The organism is Rhodoferax sp. ZS1R8 (assembly GCF_056521325.1).
This window is the reverse complement of record NZ_JBWMBA010000003.1, coordinates 385,317-407,536: the sequence shown is the minus strand read 5'-3', so window position 1 is coordinate 407,536 and position 22,220 is coordinate 385,317. Positions and strand designations below refer to the sequence as shown.

21 protein-coding genes are annotated in these 22,220 nt (G+C 61.5%); 9 read left to right on the top strand and 12 right to left on the bottom strand.

The genetic code is table 11. From position 1 onward, the window contains the following. Window positions 1-33 precede the first annotated feature (33 nt). Together AC097P_RS12810 and AC097P_RS12805 are read left to right on the top strand one after the other, a co-directional pair. Window positions 34-1,773 (top strand): GAF domain-containing hybrid sensor histidine kinase/response regulator, encoded by a 1,740-nt coding sequence (locus tag AC097P_RS12810; RefSeq protein WP_479610803.1) that lies wholly within the window; start codon window positions 34-36, stop codon window positions 1,771-1,773. A 12-nt stretch (window positions 1,774-1,785) separates the two neighbouring features. Continuing rightward, window positions 1,786-3,456 carry a SulP family inorganic anion transporter gene (locus tag AC097P_RS12805; RefSeq protein WP_479610802.1) on the top strand — a complete coding sequence of 557 codons (1,671 nt, stop codon included), beginning with the start codon at window positions 1,786-1,788 and terminating at the stop codon, window positions 3,454-3,456. Window positions 3,457-3,467: 11 nt separating this feature from the next. Here AC097P_RS12805 and ureG read toward each other — a convergent pair whose 3' ends face one another. The 3 genes from ureG to ureE all read right to left on the bottom strand — a co-directional run bounded on the left by ureG (window position 3,468) and on the right by ureE (window position 5,550). Continuing rightward, window positions 3,468-4,124: an urease accessory protein UreG gene (gene ureG, locus AC097P_RS12800; protein WP_479610801.1), complete on the bottom strand. Its 657-nt coding sequence runs from the start codon at window positions 4,122-4,124 to the stop codon at window positions 3,468-3,470. Window positions 4,125-4,188: 64 nt separating this feature from the next. After that, window positions 4,189-4,866: an urease accessory protein UreF gene (locus tag AC097P_RS12795; protein WP_479610800.1), complete on the bottom strand. Its 678-nt coding sequence runs from the start codon at window positions 4,864-4,866 to the stop codon at window positions 4,189-4,191. Window positions 4,867-4,881: 15 nt separating this feature from the next. Continuing rightward, on the bottom strand, window positions 4,882-5,550 hold the full coding sequence (gene ureE, locus AC097P_RS12790; protein WP_479610799.1) for an urease accessory protein UreE: 669 nt from the start codon (window positions 5,548-5,550) through the stop codon (window positions 4,882-4,884). A gap of 66 nt (window positions 5,551-5,616) precedes the next feature. On the opposite strand from ureE, the gene AC097P_RS12785 reads away from it, so the two are divergent. Next, window positions 5,617-5,841, top strand: coding sequence for an AbrB/MazE/SpoVT family DNA-binding domain-containing protein (locus AC097P_RS12785; protein ID WP_479610798.1), 225 nt, complete (start codon window positions 5,617-5,619; stop codon window positions 5,839-5,841). Next, window positions 5,841-6,242 (top strand): type II toxin-antitoxin system death-on-curing family toxin, encoded by a 402-nt coding sequence (locus AC097P_RS12780; protein WP_479610797.1) that lies wholly within the window; start codon window positions 5,841-5,843, stop codon window positions 6,240-6,242. The genes AC097P_RS12785 and AC097P_RS12780 overlap by 1 nt, the downstream gene beginning before the upstream one ends. Window positions 6,243-6,255: 13 nt before the next feature. Here the strand turns inward: AC097P_RS12780 and ureC are convergent, their stop codons facing one another. From ureC to AC097P_RS12760, 4 genes are read right to left on the bottom strand one after another with little or no spacing between them, the layout of a single operon-like run. After that, on the bottom strand, window positions 6,256-8,025 hold the full coding sequence (gene ureC / locus AC097P_RS12775; protein WP_479610796.1) for an urease subunit alpha: 1,770 nt from the start codon (window positions 8,023-8,025) through the stop codon (window positions 6,256-6,258). A gap of 1 nt (window position 8,026) precedes the next feature. Beyond that, window positions 8,027-8,335: an urease subunit beta gene (locus AC097P_RS12770; protein WP_479610795.1), complete on the bottom strand. Its 309-nt coding sequence runs from the start codon at window positions 8,333-8,335 to the stop codon at window positions 8,027-8,029. A 7-nt stretch (window positions 8,336-8,342) separates the two neighbouring features. Continuing rightward, a complete protein-coding gene (locus AC097P_RS12765; protein WP_479610794.1) occupies window positions 8,343-8,534 on the bottom strand; it encodes a hypothetical protein in 192 nt (63 codons plus the stop codon). 23 nt (window positions 8,535-8,557) lie between these two features. Continuing rightward, a complete protein-coding gene (locus AC097P_RS12760) occupies window positions 8,558-8,860 on the bottom strand; it encodes an urease subunit gamma (protein WP_479610793.1) in 303 nt (100 codons plus the stop codon). 378 nt (window positions 8,861-9,238) lie between these two features. Between AC097P_RS12760 and AC097P_RS12755 the strand changes: the two genes are divergently transcribed. After that, entirely contained in the window at window positions 9,239-12,850 is a 3,612-nt protein-coding gene (locus AC097P_RS12755; protein WP_479610792.1) for a hybrid sensor histidine kinase/response regulator, read from the top strand. Further along, on the top strand, window positions 12,840-13,871 hold the full coding sequence (locus AC097P_RS12750; RefSeq protein ID WP_479610791.1) for a response regulator: 1,032 nt from the start codon (window positions 12,840-12,842) through the stop codon (window positions 13,869-13,871). Before AC097P_RS12755 ends, AC097P_RS12750 begins: the two co-directional genes overlap by 11 nt. Before the next feature lie 65 nt (window positions 13,872-13,936). Here the strand turns inward: AC097P_RS12750 and AC097P_RS12745 are convergent, their stop codons facing one another. Together AC097P_RS12745 and AC097P_RS12740 are read right to left on the bottom strand one after the other, a co-directional pair. Beyond that, window positions 13,937-16,744, bottom strand: a complete 2,808-nt coding sequence (locus AC097P_RS12745; RefSeq protein ID WP_479610790.1) for a GGDEF domain-containing protein — start codon at window positions 16,742-16,744, stop codon at window positions 13,937-13,939. 67 nt (window positions 16,745-16,811) lie between these two features. Beyond that, window positions 16,812-17,813 (bottom strand): MerR family transcriptional regulator, encoded by a 1,002-nt coding sequence (locus AC097P_RS12740; RefSeq protein WP_479610789.1) that lies wholly within the window; start codon window positions 17,811-17,813, stop codon window positions 16,812-16,814. Between the two features lie 91 nt (window positions 17,814-17,904). On the opposite strand from AC097P_RS12740, the gene AC097P_RS12735 reads away from it, so the two are divergent. The 3 genes from AC097P_RS12735 to AC097P_RS12725 are packed head-to-tail and all read left to right on the top strand — an operon-like array spanning window position 17,905 to window position 19,315. Continuing rightward, on the top strand, window positions 17,905-18,201 hold the full coding sequence (locus AC097P_RS12735) for a hypothetical protein (RefSeq protein WP_479610788.1): 297 nt from the start codon (window positions 17,905-17,907) through the stop codon (window positions 18,199-18,201). 44 nt (window positions 18,202-18,245) lie between these two features. After that, the gene (locus tag AC097P_RS12730; RefSeq protein ID WP_479610787.1) at window positions 18,246-18,581 is read left to right on the top strand and encodes a high-potential iron-sulfur protein; all 336 of its coding nucleotides are present in this window, start codon (window positions 18,246-18,248) and stop codon (window positions 18,579-18,581) included. Between the two features lie 32 nt (window positions 18,582-18,613). Next, window positions 18,614-19,315 (top strand): SDR family NAD(P)-dependent oxidoreductase, encoded by a 702-nt coding sequence (locus tag AC097P_RS12725; protein WP_479610786.1) that lies wholly within the window; start codon window positions 18,614-18,616, stop codon window positions 19,313-19,315. Window positions 19,316-19,322: 7 nt separating this feature from the next. On the opposite strand, the gene AC097P_RS12720 is transcribed toward AC097P_RS12725, so the two are convergent. The 3 genes from AC097P_RS12720 to AC097P_RS12710 are packed head-to-tail and all read right to left on the bottom strand — an operon-like array spanning window position 19,323 to window position 22,214. Next, on the bottom strand, window positions 19,323-20,483 hold the full coding sequence (locus AC097P_RS12720) for an FAD-binding domain-containing protein (RefSeq protein WP_479610785.1): 1,161 nt from the start codon (window positions 20,481-20,483) through the stop codon (window positions 19,323-19,325). After that, on the bottom strand, window positions 20,470-22,053 hold the full coding sequence (locus AC097P_RS12715) for a cryptochrome/photolyase family protein (protein WP_479610784.1): 1,584 nt from the start codon (window positions 22,051-22,053) through the stop codon (window positions 20,470-20,472). Before AC097P_RS12715 ends, AC097P_RS12720 begins: the two co-directional genes overlap by 14 nt. After that, entirely contained in the window at window positions 22,050-22,214 is a 165-nt protein-coding gene (locus tag AC097P_RS12710) for a DUF2256 domain-containing protein (protein WP_479610783.1), read from the bottom strand. Before AC097P_RS12710 ends, AC097P_RS12715 begins: the two co-directional genes overlap by 4 nt. Between the last annotated feature and the right edge of the window lie 6 nt (window positions 22,215-22,220).

Here is a 22,220-nt window from a genome sequence, read left to right as displayed (position 1 = left end):
CAGTTCAACCCACTGCCAAGAAATGCTTTGACCATGCAACGTGCAGAACTGCCGGCAAACGAACGCGAACGACTGGCAAGCCTCCATGCGCTGGATGTGCTGGACAGTGGACCGGAGGATGAATTTGATGCGTTAATCAAGGCGGCATCGCTGGTCTGCGGAGTGCCCATATCACTGATCAGCCTGATCGACAGCGAACGTCAGTGGTTCAAAGCCAACGTTGGCTTGCCCGGAGTATCCGAGACACCGCGCGATGTTGCCTTTTGCTCCCACGCGATTTTGGATGACAAACTGCTAGAGGTACCCGACGCCACACTGGACGCACGCTTCGCCGACAACCCGCTAGTAACCGGCACACCCGATATTCGCTTTTACGCAGGCGCCCCAATCGTATTGGGTGATGGCAGCCGCGTGGGCACGCTGTGCGTCATCGACCGTCGGCCAAACCAGTTGAACGCTACGCAGCGCGAGATCGTTAGCAACCTCGCCCTGGCTGCTGCCCGCGCGCTGGAGGGTCGGCGCGCTACACGCGCCATCAACCAGCATGCCGTCCAACTAGCGGCCAGCGAGCGCAGCTTGAGAGGAGCGCGAGACAGCGCGCAGGCGGCCAACATTGCGAAGAGCCGCTTTCTGGCGACGATGAGCCACGAGATCCGAACGCCTATGAACGGAGTATTGGGCATGGCGCAACTATTGTTGGCGCCAAACCTGGCGGACACTGACCGCACCCGCTATGCCCAAACCATTCTGACTAGCGGCCACACGCTACTGGCATTGTTGAACGACATACTTGACCTGTCCAAGATAGAGGTCGGCAAGCTGCAGCTGGAAGCCACGCCCCTCCACGTGGCCGAGCTACTAAAAAACACCTGTAACCTATTCTCCGGCGCGGCGCAAGCCAAGGGGTTGCAACTTGCCTTTGAATGGTTGGGTCCACCAGACCAGCGCTACCAAGGCGATGCATACCGCTTAGGCCAGATGCTGGCAAACCTGGTGGGCAACGCGATCAAGTTCACAGCCAGCGGCAGCGTGCGCATGGACTGTGTGGAGCGCAGCCGAGAAGATGGGCGTGCGCAACTGGAATTCTCTGTCACAGACACCGGCATCGGTATTGCACAGGAAGATATTGCACTGTTATTTAGGCCGTTTTCGCAGACCGACTCGTCGGTCACCCGGGAGTTCGGTGGCACGGGGCTGGGGCTATCTTTGGTACGCATGTTGGCGCAGGCTATGGATGGCGAAGTGGGGGTCAGCAGCGAGTTGGGGCGCGGCACGCGCTTCTGGTTCCGTGTGACATTGGATGCACCAGCCGGGCAGCTCGTTCCGAAGACCGACTCGCAACGCGCGGTACCCCTCCAGGCTGCTGCGCCCGTAGCAGATGACCAACTGCACGGCCACATTCTGGTGGCGGAAGACAACCCCATCAATGCGATGGTGATGCAGGCATTTGCAGCCCGCCTGGGCCTGACGATAGCACTGGTGGGCGATGGGCAAAGAGCGCTGGACGCCATCACGCAGCCGGCGACTGGCGCGCAACGGCCTGATTTGATACTAATGGATGTGCAGATGCCGGTCATGGATGGCTACACCGCGACGGAGCGCATCCGCGCGTGGGAGGCCGCACACCAGCAGCGGCGCATTCCCATCCTGGCGTTGACTGCCGATGCATTTGAAGAAGACCGCCAGCGCTGTATAGCCGCTGGCATGGATGACTTTTTGACCAAGCCTATCGCCGTTGCGACCCTTAAGGCGGTGCTGACCCAGTGGCTATAGTTCGCGGCACCTATGCATTGGATCAAACATTACCGCAGAGAATTATTGGCAGGCGATATTGGCGCGGGCGTCATCGTCGCGCTGATGATGATTCCCCAGGGCATGGCCTATGCGCTGGTGGCTGGCCTGCCGCCGGTGACGGGGCTGTATGCCAGCCTGCTGCCGGCTTTGGCCTATGCCGTTTTTGGCAGCAGCATGGTGCAGTCGGTCGGGCCTATGGCCATTACTTCGTTGATGGCGGGCACGGCCATCGCCGCGCTGGCTCCGTTGGGCAGTGACTTATACCTGCAGTTGTCGCAGCAGCTCGCGCTAGTGGCAGGCCTGGTGCTGTTTGTGTGCGGCGTGCTGCGCCTGGGTTTCTTGTCCAGCTTTTTCAGCCGCCCGGTCATGAGCGGCTTCACCAGCGGAGCGGCTATTGTTATCGCCATGGAGCAGGTGCGGCCCATGCTGGGCCTGACGCACCCGTGGTCGGTGTCCGCCGTCCACCTGCCCAGCGCGGCTGTCGGGCTGGTGGCGTTGTTGCTACTGGTGCTGGGTCGCTACTGGCTGCCGCCGCTGCTCAAGCCGCTAGGCGGCTGGATGGCAGACATGCTGCCGAAGTTGGTACCTATTTTTGTGATTGTCGGCGCGACGGTGGCCGTGGTGCTGCTGGGGCTGGATCGCGCCGGTGTCAAGACCGTGGGCGCGATTCCTGCCGGCCTGCCGACCATTGGGCTGACGGTGTCGCACGAGCATTGGCGCAGCCTGCTGCTGCCGGCGTTGGTCATTGGTTTCATGGCTTTCCTGGCAGCGCAGTCGGCCGCGCAGACGCTGGCCCAAAAGCGCAATGAACGCATAGACACCAACCGCGAGTTGCTGGGCCTGGGTGCCGCCAACCTGGCCAGCGCCGTCAGCGGCGGCTTTGCGGTGACGGGCAGCATTTCACGCTCGGCCGTCAACTACGCGGCGGGCGCGAATACGCCGCTGGCCAGCCTCATATCCGCCGTTCTGATCGCCATAGCGCTGTGCGTGCCCAATGCATGGCTGTCGCTGATACCGCTGCCGGCGATGGCTGCAACCATTGTGGTGGCCGTTGTGGGCATGATGGATGTGTCCACACTGGTCGAATCGTGGCGCCACGACCGCAGCGACGCGGCCACGCTGCTGGCCACGCTGGTCGGCGTGTTGGTGTTCGGCGTGGAACAGGGCGTTCTCATGGGGGTCGTGCTGTCATTTGCGTCGCTGATCTGGCGCAGCAGCCGGCCGCACATCGCCATCGTCGGACGCATGCCGGGCACCGAGCACTTTCGCAATGTGGAGCGCTACACGGTAGAGACACTGCCGCAGGCCTTGATGCTGCGCATTGACTCGGACCTGATCTTCAACAATATGGATGGCGTCATCGAGCGCATTGAGCACGAGCTATTGGCGCGTCCGGAGGTCCGGCACCTGGTGCTGGTGCTGTCGTCGGTCAACATGGTAGACACCACGGCGTTGTTGGCGCTGGCCGAGTTGAACAAGCACATGCGAGAGCAGAAGCGATGTCTGCACCTGTGTGAGATCAAGGGCCCAGTCATGGACCGGCTCAAGCTCAGCAGGCTGGTGGGCCGGGATTTGACCGGACAGGTGTTTCTGAGCGCCGCTCAGGCCTATGCATACCTTGCAGAACAGGGTCCCGCGACGCAATTTCCCGCGGTGCCCTGACCCGAACGACTCTACTGCTTCAGCATTCCCTTGGTTTCGATAAAGGCAATCACCTCTATCAAGCCGGCTTGGGTCTTCAGGTTGGTCATCACAAAAGGTTTCAGTCCCTTGGCCGTAGTGCGCATGCGGATGGTGTCCGACTCCATCACCGCCAAGTCAGCGCCCACATGGGGTGCCAGGTCGGTCTTGTTGATGACGAACATATCGCTCTTGGTAATGCCAGGGCCACCTTTGCGCGGAATCTTTTCACCCGCCGCCACGTCGATGACATAGATCGTCAGGTCGGACAGCTCGGGGCTGAAGGTGGCGGCCAGGTTGTCGCCACCACTCTCAATAAACACGATGTCGGCATCGGGAAACTCCACCAGCATGCGATCAATGGCTTCCAGGTTGATGGACGCGTCTTCGCGGATGGCGGTGTGCGGGCAGCCACCGGTCTCCACTCCCATGATGCGTTCGGCCGGCAGCGCGCCGCTGACGGTCAGGATGCGCTGGTCTTCCTTGGTGTAGATATCGTTGGTGATAGCCACCAGGTCGTACCGGTCACGCATCGCCTTGCACAGCATTTCCAGCAAGGTGGTCTTGCCCGAGCCTACGGGGCCGCCTATGCCCACGCGCAGGGGAGGCAAGGTCTTGGTGCGGTTGGCGATGTGGTGCAGTGTGGGCATGGTGGGCTATCGTGTATGGAAGTTGCTATCAATAAGTGAGCTGGTTACGCACGGCTGGCGAGGGCTAGGACCGAAAAAGCCTTGAGTACTGCACCTCGTGCTGGCTGCTGAGTAATGCCAGCATGGGTGCGAACGCCTGGCGGGTTTCATCGGTGGCAGTCAGGGCGTGGTCAATGGCCGTGGGTATCTCGGCCGCAAGCGCGGACAGTGTGCGTTGCCCCGCGCTCTGGCCCAGTGGTACCGATTTGATCGCGGCCTGGGTCATGTTCTCTGCCCAGCCAAAAGCATAGGCAAGCAGGCAGTCGCGCAGCGGGGCTTGCGTGGCGCTGGCCGCTAATGCAAAGGCAATCGGGTAGGTGGGCTGCTGTGCCGCCAGCACCGCAATCTGCGCCGGTGTGGCCGTGGTGTGATTGCGCAGCCAGTCCAGCAGGCTCTTGCCCATCTGCTCGGTTTGCGCACGCAGCTCGCTGCTCTCACGGGTTTGCAGCACCCAGGCATTCAATGTGGCGATGCGCGCGTGGTCATCTGCGCGCCAGGCGGGGATGGCCTGCGCCACGGCGGGCAGGTCCGAACGTCTCAGGCTCAGGTGCAATTGGTCAACCAACCATGCGGACGCGTCGGCTTCTGTGGCCGCAAGGTCCGAGTCCACTGCAGCTTCCAGGCATTCGGAATACGAAAAACCACCAATAGGCAAGGCCGGCGAGGCCAGCCACATCAGCTGCATCAGGCTGGAGTCAAGCATGGGGTGGCGCGCGCCTCAGTGCTTGTGGTCGTGGCCGCAACCGGGGCCATGCACGTGGGGTGTGGGGGTGGCGGCTGCTATGGGGATGGACGCGAGCTTTTTGCTGGCCGATGGTTTGGCTTCGGCGTGGGGGTGATCGTGGTCGTGTTTATGACCATGTGCGCCTGCCTGCGCGTCGTCGTGGTGCGCATGGCTGTGTCCATGGTCATGGCCGGTATGCGCGTGGCCGCCAGAGGCATAGGCGCCGTTCTCCGGCTCAAACGCTTCGTCCACCGCGTTCACGATCAGGTGCATGGCGCGCAGCATGTCGGCCAACACATGGTCGGGCTCAATCTTCAGGTGGTCGGGTTTGAGCTCAATCGGTACATGCCGATTGCCCAGGTGGTAGGCCGCGCGTATCAGGTCGTAAGGCGAGCCGTGTTCTGCGCAATGCGTGATCTTCAGCACGGCCTGCGGCGCAGCAATCACCTTGATCAACGAACCATCCTCCGCAACCAGCACATCGCCACCACGCACCGCGGTGCCGCGTGGCAGGAAAACGCCGATCTGCCGGCCAGCGGAGTCGGTTGCATCAAAGCGGCTTTTCTGTCGGACGTCCCAGTCGAGTTCGACTGTGGAGGCGCGTTTCAGGAGGACGGGAGCGAGGCCTCGGCCTTGAGGGATTAGCTTGGATGAATGGATCATGCTGCGCTTGAAATGGGGAATGACTGGTGATAATATAACAAACGTTATAACTCCAGGGGTCAGACAATGTCCGCACTTAAACTAACGCAGATCGGTAATTCGGTTGGCGTCATCGTACCCAAGGAATTGTTGGCTCGGCTCAAAGTCGAGAAGGGCGACTCACTATTCATGACTGAAGCGGCGAACAGTTTCACTTTGTCCAAGTACAGCCCCGAATTCGAGGCGCAGATGACGGAAGCGCGCCGCATCATGAAAAAACGCCGCGCCGTCTTGCATGAATTGGCCAAGTGATGGCTTCTCAGAAGGCTTGGGTTTGGATTGCCAGCGAAGTTTTGTACGCCGTTCACGACGAGCAGTTGGCTGAGCATGGAGGTCTTGCCGGGTTGCGTGACGCGAACGCCTTGGAGTCCGCCATTGCGCGCGCTGAACAGCTCGCGCACTATGGCACTCCCGACGCCGCCGATTTGGCCGCAGCCTATGGCTTTGGCATTGCCCGTAACCATCCGTTCTCTGACGGCAACAAGCGCACTGCGTTCGTCGCAGTGGAGCTTTTCTTGGCTCTGAATGGCTACGAGTTGGTGGCAACCGATGCCGACTGCGTGATCACCATGCTTGGTGTTGCGGCAGGAGACACGGAAGAGTCCGTTTTCGCACACTGGATTCGTACGCATATCCAAGCCCATTCAGCCTAACAGCCCGGCGAGATCAAAACAAAAAATACCGCTGTGCCATCGGCAAACTGACCGCCGGTTCGCAGGTCAGCAATTGCCCATCGGCCCGCACGCTGTAGGTTTGCGCATCGATCTCCATGGTTGGCAAGTAGCTGTTGTGCACCATGTGCTGCTTGCGCACGCCGCGGATATTTTTCACCGCGCTCAAAGTCTTGGCCAGGCCAAAGTTTTCCTTGATGCCGGCGTTCAATCCGGCCTGCGATACAAAGGTCAGCGAACCCCGTGACAAGGCTCCGCCAAACGAGCCGAACATGGGGCGGTAGTGCACGGGTTGTGGAGTCGGTATCGATGCATTGGGGTCACCCATGGCGGCCATGGATATGAAACCGCCTTTTAAAATCAAGGCTGGTTTCACGCCGAAGAAGGCGGGCTTCCACACCACCAGATCGGCCCACTTGCCAACCTCGATACTGCCGACCTCGTGGCTGATGCCGTGGGCTATCGCCGGGTTGATCGTGTACTTGGCGATGTAGCGTTTGGCGCGGAAGTTGTCGTTGCGCTGCAGGGCTTCCACCGGTTCAGAGCGGCCGGCATCCGGGCTTAACCAGCCGCGCTGCGCCTTCATTTTGTGCGCCGTCTGCCAGGTGCGGATGATGACCTCGCCGACGCGGCCCATGGCCTGGCTGTCACTGCTCATCATGCTGATAGCGCCCAGGTCGTGCAGGATGTCTTCTGCAGCAATCGTCTCCTTGCGGATGCGGCTCTCTGCAAACGCCAGATCCTCGGCAATGCCGGCGTCCAGGTGGTGGCAGACCATCAACATGTCCACATGTTCGTCCAGCGTGTTGACCGTGTACGGCATCGTCGGATTGGTGGAGCTGGGCAGAAAATTGTCTTGGCCCACGACACGCAAGATGTCCGGCGCATGGCCGCCGCCCGCGCCCTCGGTGTGGAACGCGCACAGGCCACGTCCCTTGGTAGCGGCGATCGTGTCCTCCACAAAGCCGGATTCGTTCAGCGTATCGGAGTGGATGGCCACTTGCGTGTCGGTGGCGTCGGCCACATCCAGGCAGTTGCTGATGGCGGCGGGGGTTGTGCCCCAGTCTTCGTGCAGTTTCAGGCCGATGACGCCAGCGTTGATCTGCTCATGCAGCGCAGCGGGCAGCGACGCATTGCCTTTGCCCAGAAAACCCAGGTTCATCGGAAAGGCATCGGCAGCCTGCAGCATGCGTTCGATATTCCACGGCCCCGGCGTGCAGGTGGTGGCAAAGGTGCCGGTGGCCGGGCCGGTACCGCCGCCCAGCATCGTGGTCACGCCGCTGGCAGCGGCTTCTTCGATCTGCTGCGGGCAGATGAAGTGGATATGCGAATCGATGCCGCCGGCGGTAACGATATTGCCTTCGCAACTGATGACCTCAGTGCCGGGGCCGATGATGATGTCCACGCCGGGTTGGGTGTCGGGGTTGCCGGCCTTGCCGATGGCGACGATGCGTCCGCCTTTCAAACCGATGTCGGCCTTGATGATGCCCCAGTGGTCGATGATTAGCGCGTTGGTCATCACGCAATCGACGGCGCCCCCGGCCTGGGGGCCGGTTCCCGTTCCATCGCGGGTGCGCTGTGACTGTGCCATGCCGTCGCGTATGGTTTTGCCACCACCAAACTTGACCTCTTCGCCATAACCACCAGCGGCCAGCGTGTAGTCTCTTTCAACCTCAATCAACAGACCGGTGTCCGCCAGCCGCACCCGGTCGCCAACGGTGGGGCCAAAGATTTCCGCGTAGGCGCGGCGTCCAATCGTTGCCATATCAGAGTTTCCCTTGCACTAAACCGCGGAACCCATAGACGATGCGGTCGCCAGAAAAATCTACCAACTCCACGGTGCGCTGCTGGCCGGGCTCGAAACGCACGGCGGAGCCGGACGCAATGTTCAAGCGCATGCCCTGTGCCGCCGCACGGTCAAAGCCCAGGGCGCCATTGGTCTCGGCAAAGTGGTAGTGCGAGCCCACTTGAATAGGGCGGTCGGCCGCGTTCTCCACGACCAGCGTCGTGGTCCGCCGGCCGGTGTTGAGCGCGTGCTCGGGCCCGTCGTCGCAAAGGATTTCACCGGGAATCATGTGCAGCTCACTTTCCTTTGCGCGCAAACCATATGGCCGCGGCAGACAGCGCGCCTACGACTACGAAGCCCCACGCATCGGTGGCATGCCCATGGGCCCCCGTCAGGCCGTGGCCTTCATGGGCAAATGCGGCGCTAGCCCCCGTGGAGAGCGCGTAAGCAGCTAGCAAAACAATAGCGTTTGAAATTCGGTTGTGCATGGGTGCTCCAGAAAACGAGGGGTTCAAACAATGGGTTGGTGCACGGTGACCAGCTTGGTGCCGTCGGGGAAGGTGGCTTCGACCTGGATGTCCGGGATCATCTCTGCAATGCCTTCCATGACATCGGCGCGGGTCAGCACAGTGCGGCCTTCGCTCATCAGCTGTGCAACGGTCTTGCCGTCGCGGGCGCCTTCCATGACGGCTGCGCTGATCAGGGCCATCGCTTCGGGGTAGTTGAGCCTGAGCCCACGCGCCTTGCGCCGTTCGGCCAGCAGGGCTGCGGTGAAGAGCAGCAGTTTGTCTTTCTCGCGGGGGGTGAGTTCCATGTCTCGCTCTCAGATGGTTGGCAGAGGTCTTTGGGATTATTAGGCAATATCCGTGCCCCAAGTCTTCGCCGTGTACGCCAAATGCCGGATGTCTGTTGGTGTGCGCCCGCAGTGGGCATTGGGTGGCTGTTTTGCTCCGTGTCCCCCGCCCGCTGTGCGGGCTCCTCCTTTACCTGCGCAGAACAGCCACCCAATGTCCACTGCTCGAACCGTTGTTTGCAATGGTCGATATCCCATCGGTTTTGGACCTGAGTGGCAAGCACCAATCCCGTTGTATCAACCGGGTAGCGGGTTTTGCGCAGGTAAAGGAGGAGGCCGAAGGCCGGGGGACACGGAGCAAAACCCGCTAGCCGGCTGATACAAAAGCAAAAAGCCGCTATGGCATGGAATCTGCACCATGCCTGCGTGCAAGCCGTACCAGATCTTCACCCCGCACCCGCCGCCCCCCTGCAGCGGGTCGTCAAGATCCGCCGCGACTACAACAACTGGGTGGCCAGCGAAACCATGGAAGACTACGCGCTGCGTTTCACCCCGCAGCGCTTCCGCAAATGGTCCGAATGGCGGGTGGCCAACACCGCCTTCGGCGCGGCGTCCTTCCTGGTGCTGGAAGCAGTCGGCGCCACGCTCTTGGTGCAATATGGTTTTGTCAACGCCTTCTGGGCGATTCTGGTGACCGGGCTGGTGATCTTTCTGGCTGGTCTACCTATCAGCGTCTACGCCTCGCGCTATGGCGTGGACATGGATTTGCTGACCCGTGGCGCCGGGTTTGGCTACATCGGCTCCACCATCACCTCGCTGATCTACGCCACCTTCACCTTCATCTTCTTTGCGTTGGAGGCCGCCATCATGGCCTATGCGCTGGAGCTGGCGCTGGACATCCCGCCCAGCTGGGGCTACCTGATCTGCGCGCTGGTCGTCATTCCGCTGGTCACGCACGGGGTGTCCGCCATCAGCCGGCTCCAGGTCTGGACCCAACCACTGTGGCTGCTGATGCTGATCGTGCCATTTGGCTTCGTGCTGGTGCGCAACCCTGCTGCATTTCAGGGCATCACGCACTATGGCGGTGACTTTGGCGTCGGCGGTGTATTCAATCTGCACTTGTTTGGTGCCGCGCTGACCGTTGGCATTGCGTTGATCACACAAATGGGTGAGCAGGCCGACTACCTGCGTTTCATGCCCGCACAGACCGCGCAGAACCGCAAACGCTGGTGGCTGTGCGTGATGCTGGGGGGGCCTGGCTGGGTGGTGTTGGGTGTGGCCAAGATGCTGGGCGGCGCTTGCCTGGCCTACCTGGCCATCAGCCACAGTGTGCCCACTGACCGCGCGGTAGACCCCAACCAAATGTACCTGGCGGCATACGAGCATGTGTTCACGTCGCTGCAATGGGCGGTGGCGGCCACGGCGGTGTTTGTCGTCGTGTCGCAGCTCAAGATCAATGTCACCAATGCTTATGCGGGTTCGCTGGCCTGGAGCAATTTTTTCTCGCGCCTGACGCACAGCCACCCGGGGCGTGTGGTGTGGGTGGTGTTCAACACGCTGATCGCCTTCATGCTGATGGAGATGAATGTGTTCCGTGCGCTGGGTGATGTGCTGGGGCTCTACTCCAACATCGCCATCGCATGGATCATGACCGTGGTGGCGGACCTGGTCATCAACAAGCCGCTGGGCTTGAGTCCCAAGGGCATCGAGTTCAAGCGGGCGCATTTGTACGACATCAACCCGGTCGGGGTAGGGTCGATGGCACTTGCATCGGCGTTGTCGGTGATGGCATACCTGGGCTTGTTTGGGGCCGATGCCAAAGCGTTTTCGGCAGTGGTGGCGCTGGTCACGGCCTTCATTGCGGCGCCGTTGCTAGCTTGGGCCACAAAGGGCCGGTATTACATCGCCAGAACAAGCCCCGGGAGCCTGGGTGGCAATGCGTTTTGCGCAGGTAGAGGAGGAGACCGCGCAGCGGTCGGGGGACACGGAGCAAAACGCATTGCCGCCCAGGCTCCAGCGCAACATGAAGCGCCACACGTCCAGCGCTGCGTAATCTGCGAAAGGGAATACGAAGCCCCGGACATGGCCCATTGCCCCGCCTACCGCGGCGCCATCTGCTCTTTGTGCTGCACGCTGGACGCGCGCTGTGGCGACCTGTGCAAACCCCACGCCAGCCTGTCCGCCCAATGGTCGGCGGCGTTGCGCTGGCTGCTGCCCAAACGTACCTGGCCTTTTCTGGACACCGGCGTCGGCCACTTCCTATTGCTGATGCTGATCATCGTGCCCCTGCTGGCAACAGTGTTTGGCATGTTCTACCGCCAGGAGTTGTCGGGCATGGCCGAGGCCACTGGTGGACAGCCCGCACTCCAGGAAGCGCTGCGGTCAGGCTTCTTCAAGGCCTATATGGCGCTGCTGCTGCTGGGCGGCATCGTGGCCTGGTGGCTGGTGCTGGCGCACAAGAGCCGCCAGGTAGCGCAGGAAGAATCCAATCGCCAAACCCACCTGCTGATGCAGGAAATTGAATCCCACCGCCAAACCGACGAGGCCCTGCAGGCCGCCACCGCGCTGGCCGAACGGGCCAAACAACAGGCCCAGCAGGCCAACCAGGCCAAGAGCCGTTACATCAGCGCCATCAGCCACGAGCTGCGCACGCCGCTGAACAGCATCCTAGGCTATGCGCAGTTGATGGGTGAAGACACCTCGATACCGCCGCACCGCATGCAGGCCGTCAGCGTCATCAAGCGCGGTGGTGAACATTTGCTGTCGCTGATCGAGGGCACGTTGGACATGGCGCAAATCGAAGCCGGCAAGCTGACTCTCAATGCCAAGCCCATGCAGTTTGCCAACGGTATGCACGAGATCGCCAGCCTGTTTGAGCTCCAGGCCGCGGCGCGCGGACTGGCCTTTCGTTTTGAGGTGCAGGGTGCCATACCCGAGTGGGTCAAGGCCGACGAAAAGCGCGTGCGCCAGATCATCATCAACCTGCTGGGCAATGCGATCAAGTTCACGCAGCAGGGCAGTGTGACGTTTCGGCTGCGCTATGCGCGCGAGATGGCGCAGGTGGAGGTGCACGACACCGGCCCCGGCATGCAGCCGCAGGAGTTGGAATACATCTTCGACCCCTTTGCCCGCGCCACCAGCGTGGCCGTGGGTGCCACAGGTTCTGGCCTGGGCCTGACGATTGCCAAGATGCTGACCGATCTAATGGGCGGTGAGCTGACAGCCAGCAGCCAGCTGGGCGTGGGCTCCGTCTTCAAGGTGCGTTTGTTCCTGCCTGAACTGCATTTGAAGGCCGGGCACAGCCTGGAGCGCCTGACGCAGGCGGTGCGCCAGCCGCGCAAGGGCTATGCCGGTGTGCGCCGCAAGATTCTGGTGGTGGACAACGAAGAGGCCGACCGCGACCTGCTGGTCAGCCTGCTGGAGCCTCTGGGCTTTGTGCTGCGCGTGGCCGCCAGCGGGCACGATTGCATGGACCTGCTGGCCGCGGGCTACGACCCCGACGTAGTGTTCATGGACCTGGCCATGCCGGGCATCGACGGCTGGGAGACGCTACGCCGCATCCGCGCCCTGGGCGACCGCCAGCCGCACGTGGCCATCGTATCGGCCAATGCATTTGACCGTGGTGCCGACAATGTGCTGGGTATAGAGCCGGACGACTTCATCGTCAAGCCCGTGCGCCACTCGGAGCTGCTGGACTGGCTGGAGCGCAAGCTGGCGCTGACATGGCAAGAGACGGCGGCCGTGGTGCAGGACGCATCCGCCGCGCCGATCCCCGCCACAGAAGACACCGCAGTCGTGCCCCCGCCGCGCACCGATTTGCTGGCCCTGCAAGAGCTGGTGCGCCTGGGCTTCTACCGCGGCATCACGAACAAGCTGGCGAGCATCGTTGCCGAGCACCCGGCCTGCGCCGGCTTTGCAAATGCCATGGGTGCGATGGCGCGGCAGTTCCAGTTTGAAGCCATGCTGGCCCAGTTGCAACAAGACCTGGATAGAGAAAACCATGCCCTTTGAATCCTTCGCCGTGCCATCGCAAGCTGACACCCCTGCAGCCCTGCACGGCACGCTGGACCGAGCCAACAGCGATGTGGTGCTGATCGTGGACGACGTGCCCGACAACCTGTCCGTGCTGCACGACGCGCTGGACGAATCCGGCTACACGGTGCTGGTCGCCACGTCGGGCGAGGCCGCATTGCAACGCGCCACGCAAGCCCTGCCCGACATCATTTTGCTGGACGCGATGATGCCCGGCATGGATGGCTTTGAAGTGGCACGCCGCCTGAAAGCCTTGGCGGCCACCGCGCATATTCCCATCGTCTTCATGACCGGCCTGACCGAGACCGAATACCTGATCGCCGCGCTGGAGTCAGGCGGCGTGGACTACGTCACCAAACCCATCAAACCCAAAGAAGTGTTGGCCCGCATGCAGGTGCATCTGAAGGGCGCACGTGAACGGCGCCAGACCCGCAATGCGCTGGATGCCTTTGGATACGCCACCATCACCGTGCGCGCCAGCGACGGTGCGCTGATGTGGCAGACGCCGCTGGCCCGTGAACTGCTGGAGCGCTACTGCGGCACGCAGGCCCCGCTGACACCCAAGCCGGTCTTGGGCTGGCTGCGCAGTTGCCTGGCCCTGCTCGCACAACCCCAGGCACCGGGCGCAGAGCCGCCGCGCTTCGCCATCGAGCAAGGTGCCAGGCGCCTGACGTTCCGTCTGCACCAGCAGATTGGCGACAGCGATGGCAGCGCCGAAGATGGTGACTGGCTGATCGTCATGCGCGAGGTGTCCGACACCGCCGTTATCGAGGCCATGAGCCTGTGCTTCAAGCTGACCGCCAAAGAGGCCGAGGTGCTGTACTGGGTGGTCAAGGGCAAAACCAACAAAGACATCGGCGATATTTTGGGCAGCAGCCCGATGACGGTGAAGAAGCACCTGGAGCGTATCTTCGTCAAAATGGGGGTGGAAACCCGCACCGCGGCGGCCGGCATGGCGATGACGCGCATACGCCAGCTGCATCCGCAGTTTGAGGGCTAGGCTTAAGCCATTTTTGGCTGTAGCCCTCGTGGGACGAGCGTAAGCAGCTACTATATTTATAGCAATCACGCGTGCACTGTGCCACGCTGGTCGCTCTGGACGATACGCAGTTCACCGGTCGCACGCACAGCGTTGGCATCCAGGCTGATGCGCTGAAACAGGTGGTCGGGGTCACTGGTGTCCGTGCCGTAGAACCCGATCCAAGCATCGCGGCCACCTCGCTTGGCCATGTACAGCGCCTGGTCCGCCAATTCCAGCACCTGTGACCACACCAGTTTGCCCGGGTGATGGGGGAGAAATGGAAAGCAGGCAAAACCTACTGAACACGTCTTGTGAATGGGCTGCGCCAAGCCGACATCAAAGGCTTGTTGGTTGACCGCCTGCCGTAGCCGTTCGGCCACCAGCGGTGCCTCTGTGCGGTTGGTATCGCGCGCAACGATGAGGAACTCTTCGCCGCCCCAGCGGATGATGTAGTCGCTCTCGCGGGCCACTGTTTTAAGGCGGTCCCGCATCTGCACCAGGACCATATCGCCCGCAGCGTGACCCCACTGGTCGTTGATTGCCTTGAAGTGATCAATGTCCACCATGAAAAATACCAGATCGGTATTGGATGGAGCGGTGATTGCTCCCGACTTTAAGTGCTTGCGGTAGCGCCGCAGTGTCATGGCGACGTCGGCCTCCGCATGCTTGAGCAGGTAGCGGCGGTTGTTCAACCCGGTTAATGGATCGGCCAGGCTCGCCCGCTCGTGCTCTCGGTAGGCCTCCTCCAGCAAGGCATTTTTGTCTCGCAGTTGTTGCTGTGCGTCACCCAATGCCGCCACTGTCGCATTCAGTTGGCGATACGCAAAGGCATTTTCCAGCCCAATGGCACCGTAGGCACATAACGTGCGAAAAACCAGGCGTTCGCGTTCTGCGTAGGCACGCGCATGGGGCGACTGGATCGTCATCGCTCCCAGCACCCGGCCACCAATCATCAGGGGCGCAAACAAGGAGCTCAGCGACGGCAGTGTGCCCGGGATGAGATTGGGGTCATCTGGCAGAGGCTTGTCGCGGCCGTGCACGATCTCGCGGCGTTCGCGCACGCAGCGCGCAATGCGCGATGTTGCGTTGTCCGCCGGGATGTGAACCGGTGGCATCGGTTTGCCGTCTTCCATGCCAAAAGCGCAGTCCAAGCCCGTGCCGTCCCTATCCCAAAGATATATCGAGAAGTGGGTGGCGTCCAGCAAGCCGTTGACGTGTCGGTTCAGGGTATGGAAGATCGCGTCGGTATCCAGGTGGGCCGTAATTTCCTGACCGATCAGACCAAGCCGTTCCAGCGTGTCGTTGGTGTTCTGCAAGGTCTGCGCACGGGCTGCTTCCGATGCGGCCAGTTCGCGGTGGTGTTCGCCCTCGGCGCGGGCACGCTCGGTCTCGTGCCGAATTTGCATGGCGATGGCGCGGTTGACGGCCTCCCTGCTGTTTGTGTTGGCTCTGGCGTCTATCGCCTTCAATGACATCTCGTAGGCACGTTGCCAGTCGCCCATGTGTCCGTACTCGCGGGCCACAGCGTCTAGCAGACTCCCAGGAATGATGTAGCCATCGACCGTGGCAGCCACCGCCATTGCCTTGTGCAAATAGTCCAGTGCGTCATGTTCGCTGGCACTGGGCTGGCCCTTCTTGTCGTCACGCTGCTTGGCAAGAATTTGCGCGATAACGACCAGTGCTTCGATTTGGTTGTAGGTATCGTCGTGGGACTCTGACAATTCCAACGCGTGCAAGGCGAAAGCCAACGCGTCTGCATGGCGGCCCAAGCCAAGTGACGCGGCCGCCACACCACGCAGCGCAGTCCGGCGCAGATCCAGGTGGTTGAGCGCTGCGGCGGTTTGCTCAAGTTGGGTAAAGGTGCGCAGTGCGTCATCAAAGCTGCATTGGTCCAGCAGCACAAAGCCTAGCGCTTCCAATGTAATGGCATAGCTGCGTGAGCCCTGGTTGACGCGGCCGTACTCTATGGCTTCCAGCAGCATTTGGTGCGCATTGTCAAGACGGCCCACCTGGCGCAACACATCAGCGGCTTGTCCCATGCTGCTGCCTATACACACGGGCCAACCGGTTGCGCGCGCAAGCACAAGGCCACGTTCCATCCATTCGAGTGCGGTCTGTGTGTCGTTCAAATTGGTGAACGCGCCACCGATGTTGGATGCACCAAAAATAGCGCGGTGTGTTTGTCCCGTGTCATTGAGCAAGTCGTACATCGGCAACCGGTATGACAGTGACTTGGCAAAGTCACCAGTCTGAGCCGCCACATTTCCCCAAAAATCGTAAATCCACGCCAGCAATCCTGGGTGGTATTGGCTGGTATCGGTAGAGAAGTGCTCTCCCCATCGCTCGCGGGCTGCGGGCACGCCTCTGAATACAGCCCAGCGTGCGCTGGCTGCATCGGCCAACCCGGCACGCAGCGGATCTCCAGCCCGACGGGCTTGATCGCCCGAGCGTTGCAGCTCGGCATCACGCTGATCGAGTTGACCCAGATCGATCATCAGTGAAGCCAGCAACCAGTGTGCATCGGCACATCCTGTCGCGTCATCGATGTCTTCAAAGACCGTTAACGCATCGTTCGCCATCTGTTGCGCACTATCAAATTGTGCAAACAACCATTTGGCTTCGCCCTCTATCAGCAAAAGCCTTCCATCGAGCTTCCTGCGATCAAACTCGGTGAGTCGCGCGCTTTCACCCGGGGATCGCGCTTGCTCCACCAGCGCAACAGCCCGTGCGGTGTTCCGCTGGCGCAAATGCCACGCCAGCGCCACAAGGGGCTCCAGCTGATCGGGGGCTTTTGCATTGGCCAACGCCGCCTCGAGTAAAGCTAACTCTGCGTTGGTTACCAAACTCTTCATGCGCGCGCGATCCGTTTGTAGGTATGCGAAACATCATATTCTGATTCGCCGCAGGGGTATATGCGGATCAACCATGCTGCAACAGATCGATGCCCTCGTGCTGGGCCACCTTTTCCAAGGCATGCTCAAACAGTGCGCGGGCCGATCCGGAAACCGAATGCAGGTACGCATGCAGGTGCGCATCTTCAGAACTTTTGTTGAGGCACTCTTGGCTGTATTGCTCAAAGCTGACCAGTTGCGCAATGATTTCTGCCACATGCCGCGGGCACTCGCACAGCACGCTGGTAGAAATACCGGCCATGCGTGCCAGGGTTGCGTCGTCGTATTTGCGCGGGGGAATGATGGCACCAAAGCTTTCCTGCCCCATGGCCCGGGGCGCATCCACCAGCAGCGATGCGCTCATCAGGTCGGCCAGTTCATAGTCCGACACCGGCTCGCGGCGCACCACCATGCCCGCGCGCTTCATGGATTCGACCACGTGCTCCTGGCCGAAGCGGTAGAGGACGATCGTCTGGGTAATGTTGCACTGGTCGATCAAACGGTGCAGATCCACCTGAACCAATACATGCAGCGAATTCACATGCACCAGCAGGAACTGTGGCTGCGCTGTGGGTGGTGCGGCCAGCGCAGCGTCCAGGTCTTGGAAGATGTCCGTGACCTGGACGGCATTGGCAGAAAAGATTCGCTTGAACTTATCCGTAGCGAGCCGTGCCGCCAAAGTAAGCCCCACCACTGCAGCGCTGACCGTGTGGGCTTCTGCATGTTTGGCAACATCGCGCCGGCGGGACGTGCTTTGCTGCTGCAGCAAGGCATTGAGTTGGCTCGCACCGTGGTTGGCAATGTTGCTGATGGTATGCCCCTGCTCCGTGAGGCGCCTCAACAAGGTGGCACGCAGCACGTCGTCATCGCTGTAAAGCCTCTGGCCCCCCTCGGTCATGCGCGGGCTGAAGGCGCCGTAGCGAATCTCCCAAACGCGCAGCGTGGGTACCGGCACGGCACTGAGCGCCGACACGGCCCCGATGCGGTGGCCCGCGGCCGGGCGCGTGTTGGTGTTCTTGGTGTTGGACATAGGTGGCTGTTTGAGTAGGTTTTGAATAGTTTAATCGCTATATTTTCAGTATTGAGTAGATATGTTCCGGTAATTTGGTTAAATTTGACGCATGAAGATCAGTTACATGCTACTCAACAAAACCGGCAAGGCCAGAAAGATCCCACCGGGCCAGGCATGGCAGTGGACCGTGCATGTGGAAGATGCGAGCCAATTGACGCGGGTGCTGAACCATCTCAAACGGGAAATACGGGACAACCGGTTGGCGCTGGCTAACCTACGCTTCGAGCGGCACACGCTGGACGAAGTCTCTACGCACGAAGTCGCATTTGCCTACAAGGGCCCCATCATTTACGACGGGGCCATACAGCCCCAAAGAATCATCAACCGGCACGCGGAGCCGGCGTGAGCCGCACAGCGGCGGCAACAGCCAACACAAACCAGGAGCAAGCCATGAAGACCCAAACCCAAGCCATACCAAACACAACCAACCGCCGCATATTCGTGTTGCAAAGCATCGTGGGGTGCACGGCGATTGGCCTTGCGTCGCGTGCAAAAGCGCAGGCCATGGTGGCAGAGAGTGACGCACAGGCCACCGCGCTTGGCTACAAGGCGGATGCCACCAAGGTAGACAAAGCCAAACAATCCAAATACGCGGCCGGGCAGGCCTGCTCCAACTGCACGCTGTTTCAGGGCACCGCTGGCGCGGCGGCAGGTGGCTGCCCCTTGTTTGCCGGCAAGCAGGTGGCGGCCAAGGGGTGGTGCAGCGCATGGGTGAAGAAGGCCTGATGGGCTACCAAGCCTCTTAATGCAGCGCCCACATGACGAGCCTCTTTGACAGTGAATACCGAGCCCTGGTGGTAGGCGCGAGCGGTGCCATCGGGCAAGCCTTTGTTCACGCGTTGCAAGATGATCCGCACTGCGTGCATGTACAGAGCGTATCGCGTACGCACAGCAGTGGGTTTGATCTGTTGGAGCCGGCCAGTGTGGCGGCACAGGCTGCGGTCAGTGCTGTTTTTGGCCCCTACTGTCTCATCATCGACACGACCGGCGCGCTGACGATTGATGGGGTGGGTCCGGAAAAGTCGCTGGCAGCGGTACAACCAGACGTTCTTGCCAAGGCTTTTCAGATCAATGCCATTGGCCCGTTGATGGTGTTGCGGCACTTTGGACCGCTGTTGGCCCCGGGGCCCAGCATCTACGCCAAGCTGTCGGCCCGCGTGGGCAGCATTGCCGACAACCACAAGGGTGGCTGGTACGGTTACCGTGCATCCAAGGCCGCGCTGAACATGTTTTTGCAGACGGCGGCCATCGAGTTGCAACGCAAGCAGCCCGCGCTGCGCGTGGTTGCATTGCAGCCCGGCACAGTGCGCTCCAAACTGTCACAGCCATTCTCGGCTGGTGTCGCCAAATTACTGGAACCCGCAGAGTCCGTTGCCGGCATGCTGGCGGCCATGCGGGGTCTGCCAAGCCGCACGGGCGCGCATTTCGTGGACTACCAGGGCAACACGGTCCCCTGGTAGGCGGCGTTCAGTCTGCAATACGGGTGCGCCGCCACCATTGCGCGAAGCTGGGGCAGTAGCTTTTCACCGCTTCAAACAGCGGCCTGGGTGCTTGCGTTTGCACGCCATTGAGCGCGGTGGCGACGTGCGGATCCGGCTGCCAGGTGACCGAGCGGGCTGCACGCAGAGCCTCGGCGATTTGCGCCGTGCTGCCCCACCAAAGGTGCGGAGTTTGCGTCTGCAGACCTTGGGTGGCGAAACGCCAGCGCTGCGCGCTCCAGGGTGTTGGCGCGTGTGCGTCGGCAAACCCTGCTCCCACTACCACGCCGCCCGTATGGAACGTTTGCGGAGCTGCGCCCATTGACCAGGGGTGCGCAAGCCACACATCTCGCCCGCTCACCAATTCACTGTCGGGCGCGGACCACGCATTACCCGGTGGCGATGCATGCAGTTCAGGCTGTGGAATGCCAGCTGTCACGCCAGCCGATGCGCCAGCGTTGCGCTGGCGGATGGGTGCGGTACTGCGCGCGATACGGTCCATCTCCTCGTAGCTGGTATCGATCACCGTGCCCGGGCTGTGCCACTGCGCGGGCGCGTACTTGGCCACGTTGTCGGCGTTAAACAAATAGGGCTTGGTGCTGCTGGTGCCCGCCACCCACTGCCAGCTCAGGTGGTTGCTGGCCACATCGCCGTCCAGCAAATGGCCCAGCATCCACTGTGCGCCGGCATGCCAGTGCACCTTGCGCAGGTGCACCAGGTAGCTGGCCAGCCACATGCGGGCGTGGTTGTGCACATAGCCCGTCGCGTACAGCGCGCGCACGGCGAGGTCGATGGCGGCAATGCCGGTGCGGGCTTCGAGCACATCGGCGGGCATATGCGGTTGGTAGGCGTCGTCCGGCAGCAGCCCGGCGTGGATGGATTGGTGAATGCCATCACCCAAGTGCGCCCACACGTGGCGGTAGTACGCGCGCCATCCCAGCTCGAAGACGAACTTGTGTTGCGTGTCCAAAGGATGGCGTGCGTGCACGGCCTCATATACCTCTCGCAGGCTCAGCAAACCGTGCGTCAGGTAAGGCGACAGGCGGGTGACTGCGCCGTCCAGCGCATTGCGGTTGCGTGCGTAGGCGGCGGGTTGCACGGCGGCCAAGCGGGCATGGGCGGCTTGCAGGGTAGGCTCAAAGCTGTGCATCGCGGTGTGCCTTGGCTTGGGTAGAGATGGCATCGCGCGCAGGGCCGTCCAGCCGCGCCAGGTTTTTCAGCTGCATCGCCATGCGCGGATTTTTCTTCAGCAGAACTTCGTGGCGGTTCAAAAAATCCCAGTACAGCGTGGTGTAGGGGCAGGCCTCTGGTCCCGCGGACTGCGCCGGATCGAACTTGCAGCCTTTGCAATGGTTGCTCATGCGCTGTATGTATTTGCCACTGGCCACGTAGGGCTTGCTGGCCATCAGCCCCCCGTCACCAAACTGGGACATGCCCAGCGTGTTGGGCAGCTCCACCCATTCCACCGCGTCCACATACACGCTCAGGTACCAGGCATGCACCGCCTGCGGCTTTACACCCAGCAGCAGCGCGTACAGGCCGGTCACCATCAGGCGCTGGATGTGGTGGGCGTAGCCATGCTCCAGGGTTTGGGTGATTGCATCTTTCAGGCAGGCCATGTCGGTCTGGCCCGTCCAGTACCAGGCGGGTAGCTCGGCTTGTGCGTCCAGCGCATTGCGCTCCAGGTAGCCTGGCATCTGCGTCCAGTAGATGCCGCGCACATATTCGCGCCAGCCGAGGATTTGGCGGATGAAACCCTCGACCGCCGGTAGCGGTGCGGCGCCCGCGCGGTACGCATCCTCAGCGGCTTGCACCACCTCACGGGCTTGTAGCAGTTTGAGGTTGAGCGCGCAGCTCAGGTGCGAGTGGTAGAGCCAGGCCTCGCCCGACCACATGGCATCTTCATATTGGCCGAACAGCGGCAGGCGCTGGTCTATGAATGCGTGCAGCGCCAGCAGTGCGTGTGCACGCGTGACCGGCCAGCCAAAGGTGTGCAGGGTACCGGGGTGATCGGTGAAACGCGTGTTGACCAGTGTGATGACTTCTTGCGTGATGGCGTCGGGTGCAAAGCGGGTGGGCGGGGGCACATCTTGCGGACCGGCCTTGCCAAAGGATTCGCGGTTGTCGGCGTCAAAGTTCCACTGCCCACCCACAGGGTCTTTTCCGTCCATCAGGATGCCGTGTTTCTGACGCAGTTCGCGGTACCAGTATTCGAGTCGGAGCTGTTTGCGGCCCTTGGCATGCGCAGCAAACTCGCGCACGGTGCTGAAGAAATGGGTGTCGTCGCGCAGGTCCAGCGGCAACTGGTGTTTTACAGCCACGTCTCGCAGTGCTTGCAGCACGCGCCAGTCGCCGGGCGCGGTTAACACCAACCCAGTGGGTTTGACTTGCGCGACGGCCCGTGTCAGTTGCAGGGCCAGCGCGCCCTGGTTGTTTGCATCGCTCAACCGCGTGTAGACCAGTGGCAGGCCCCGCGTCCGTAGTTCGTCTGCAAAGTGGCGCATCGCGCTCAGGAACACCGCAATGCGCTGCTTGGCTGACCATACGTGCGTGGATTCTTCCGCCACTTCGGCCATCCACACCACGTCTTGCGTGGCATCGAAATCCTGCAAGGCAGATGACTCGGCATCCAGCTGGTCGCCCAGCACAATGACCAGATTCCGGGTCTTGATGGGTAGCGGTGTTTGGATGGGTCGGCTGGTAGCGTTGGCTTGGGTCATGCGGCTTTCTTTGCAGTCTTTTGTGCGCGGCAGGCGTCCGAGCAATACAGCACGGCATCCCAGTTCTTGGCCCAGGCCTTGCGCCAGGTCATCGTGCGGCCACACACGGCGCACAGCTTGCTGGGTAAGGATTGCTTGTTGCCTTTGAAGTCGTTTTTCATGCTTTG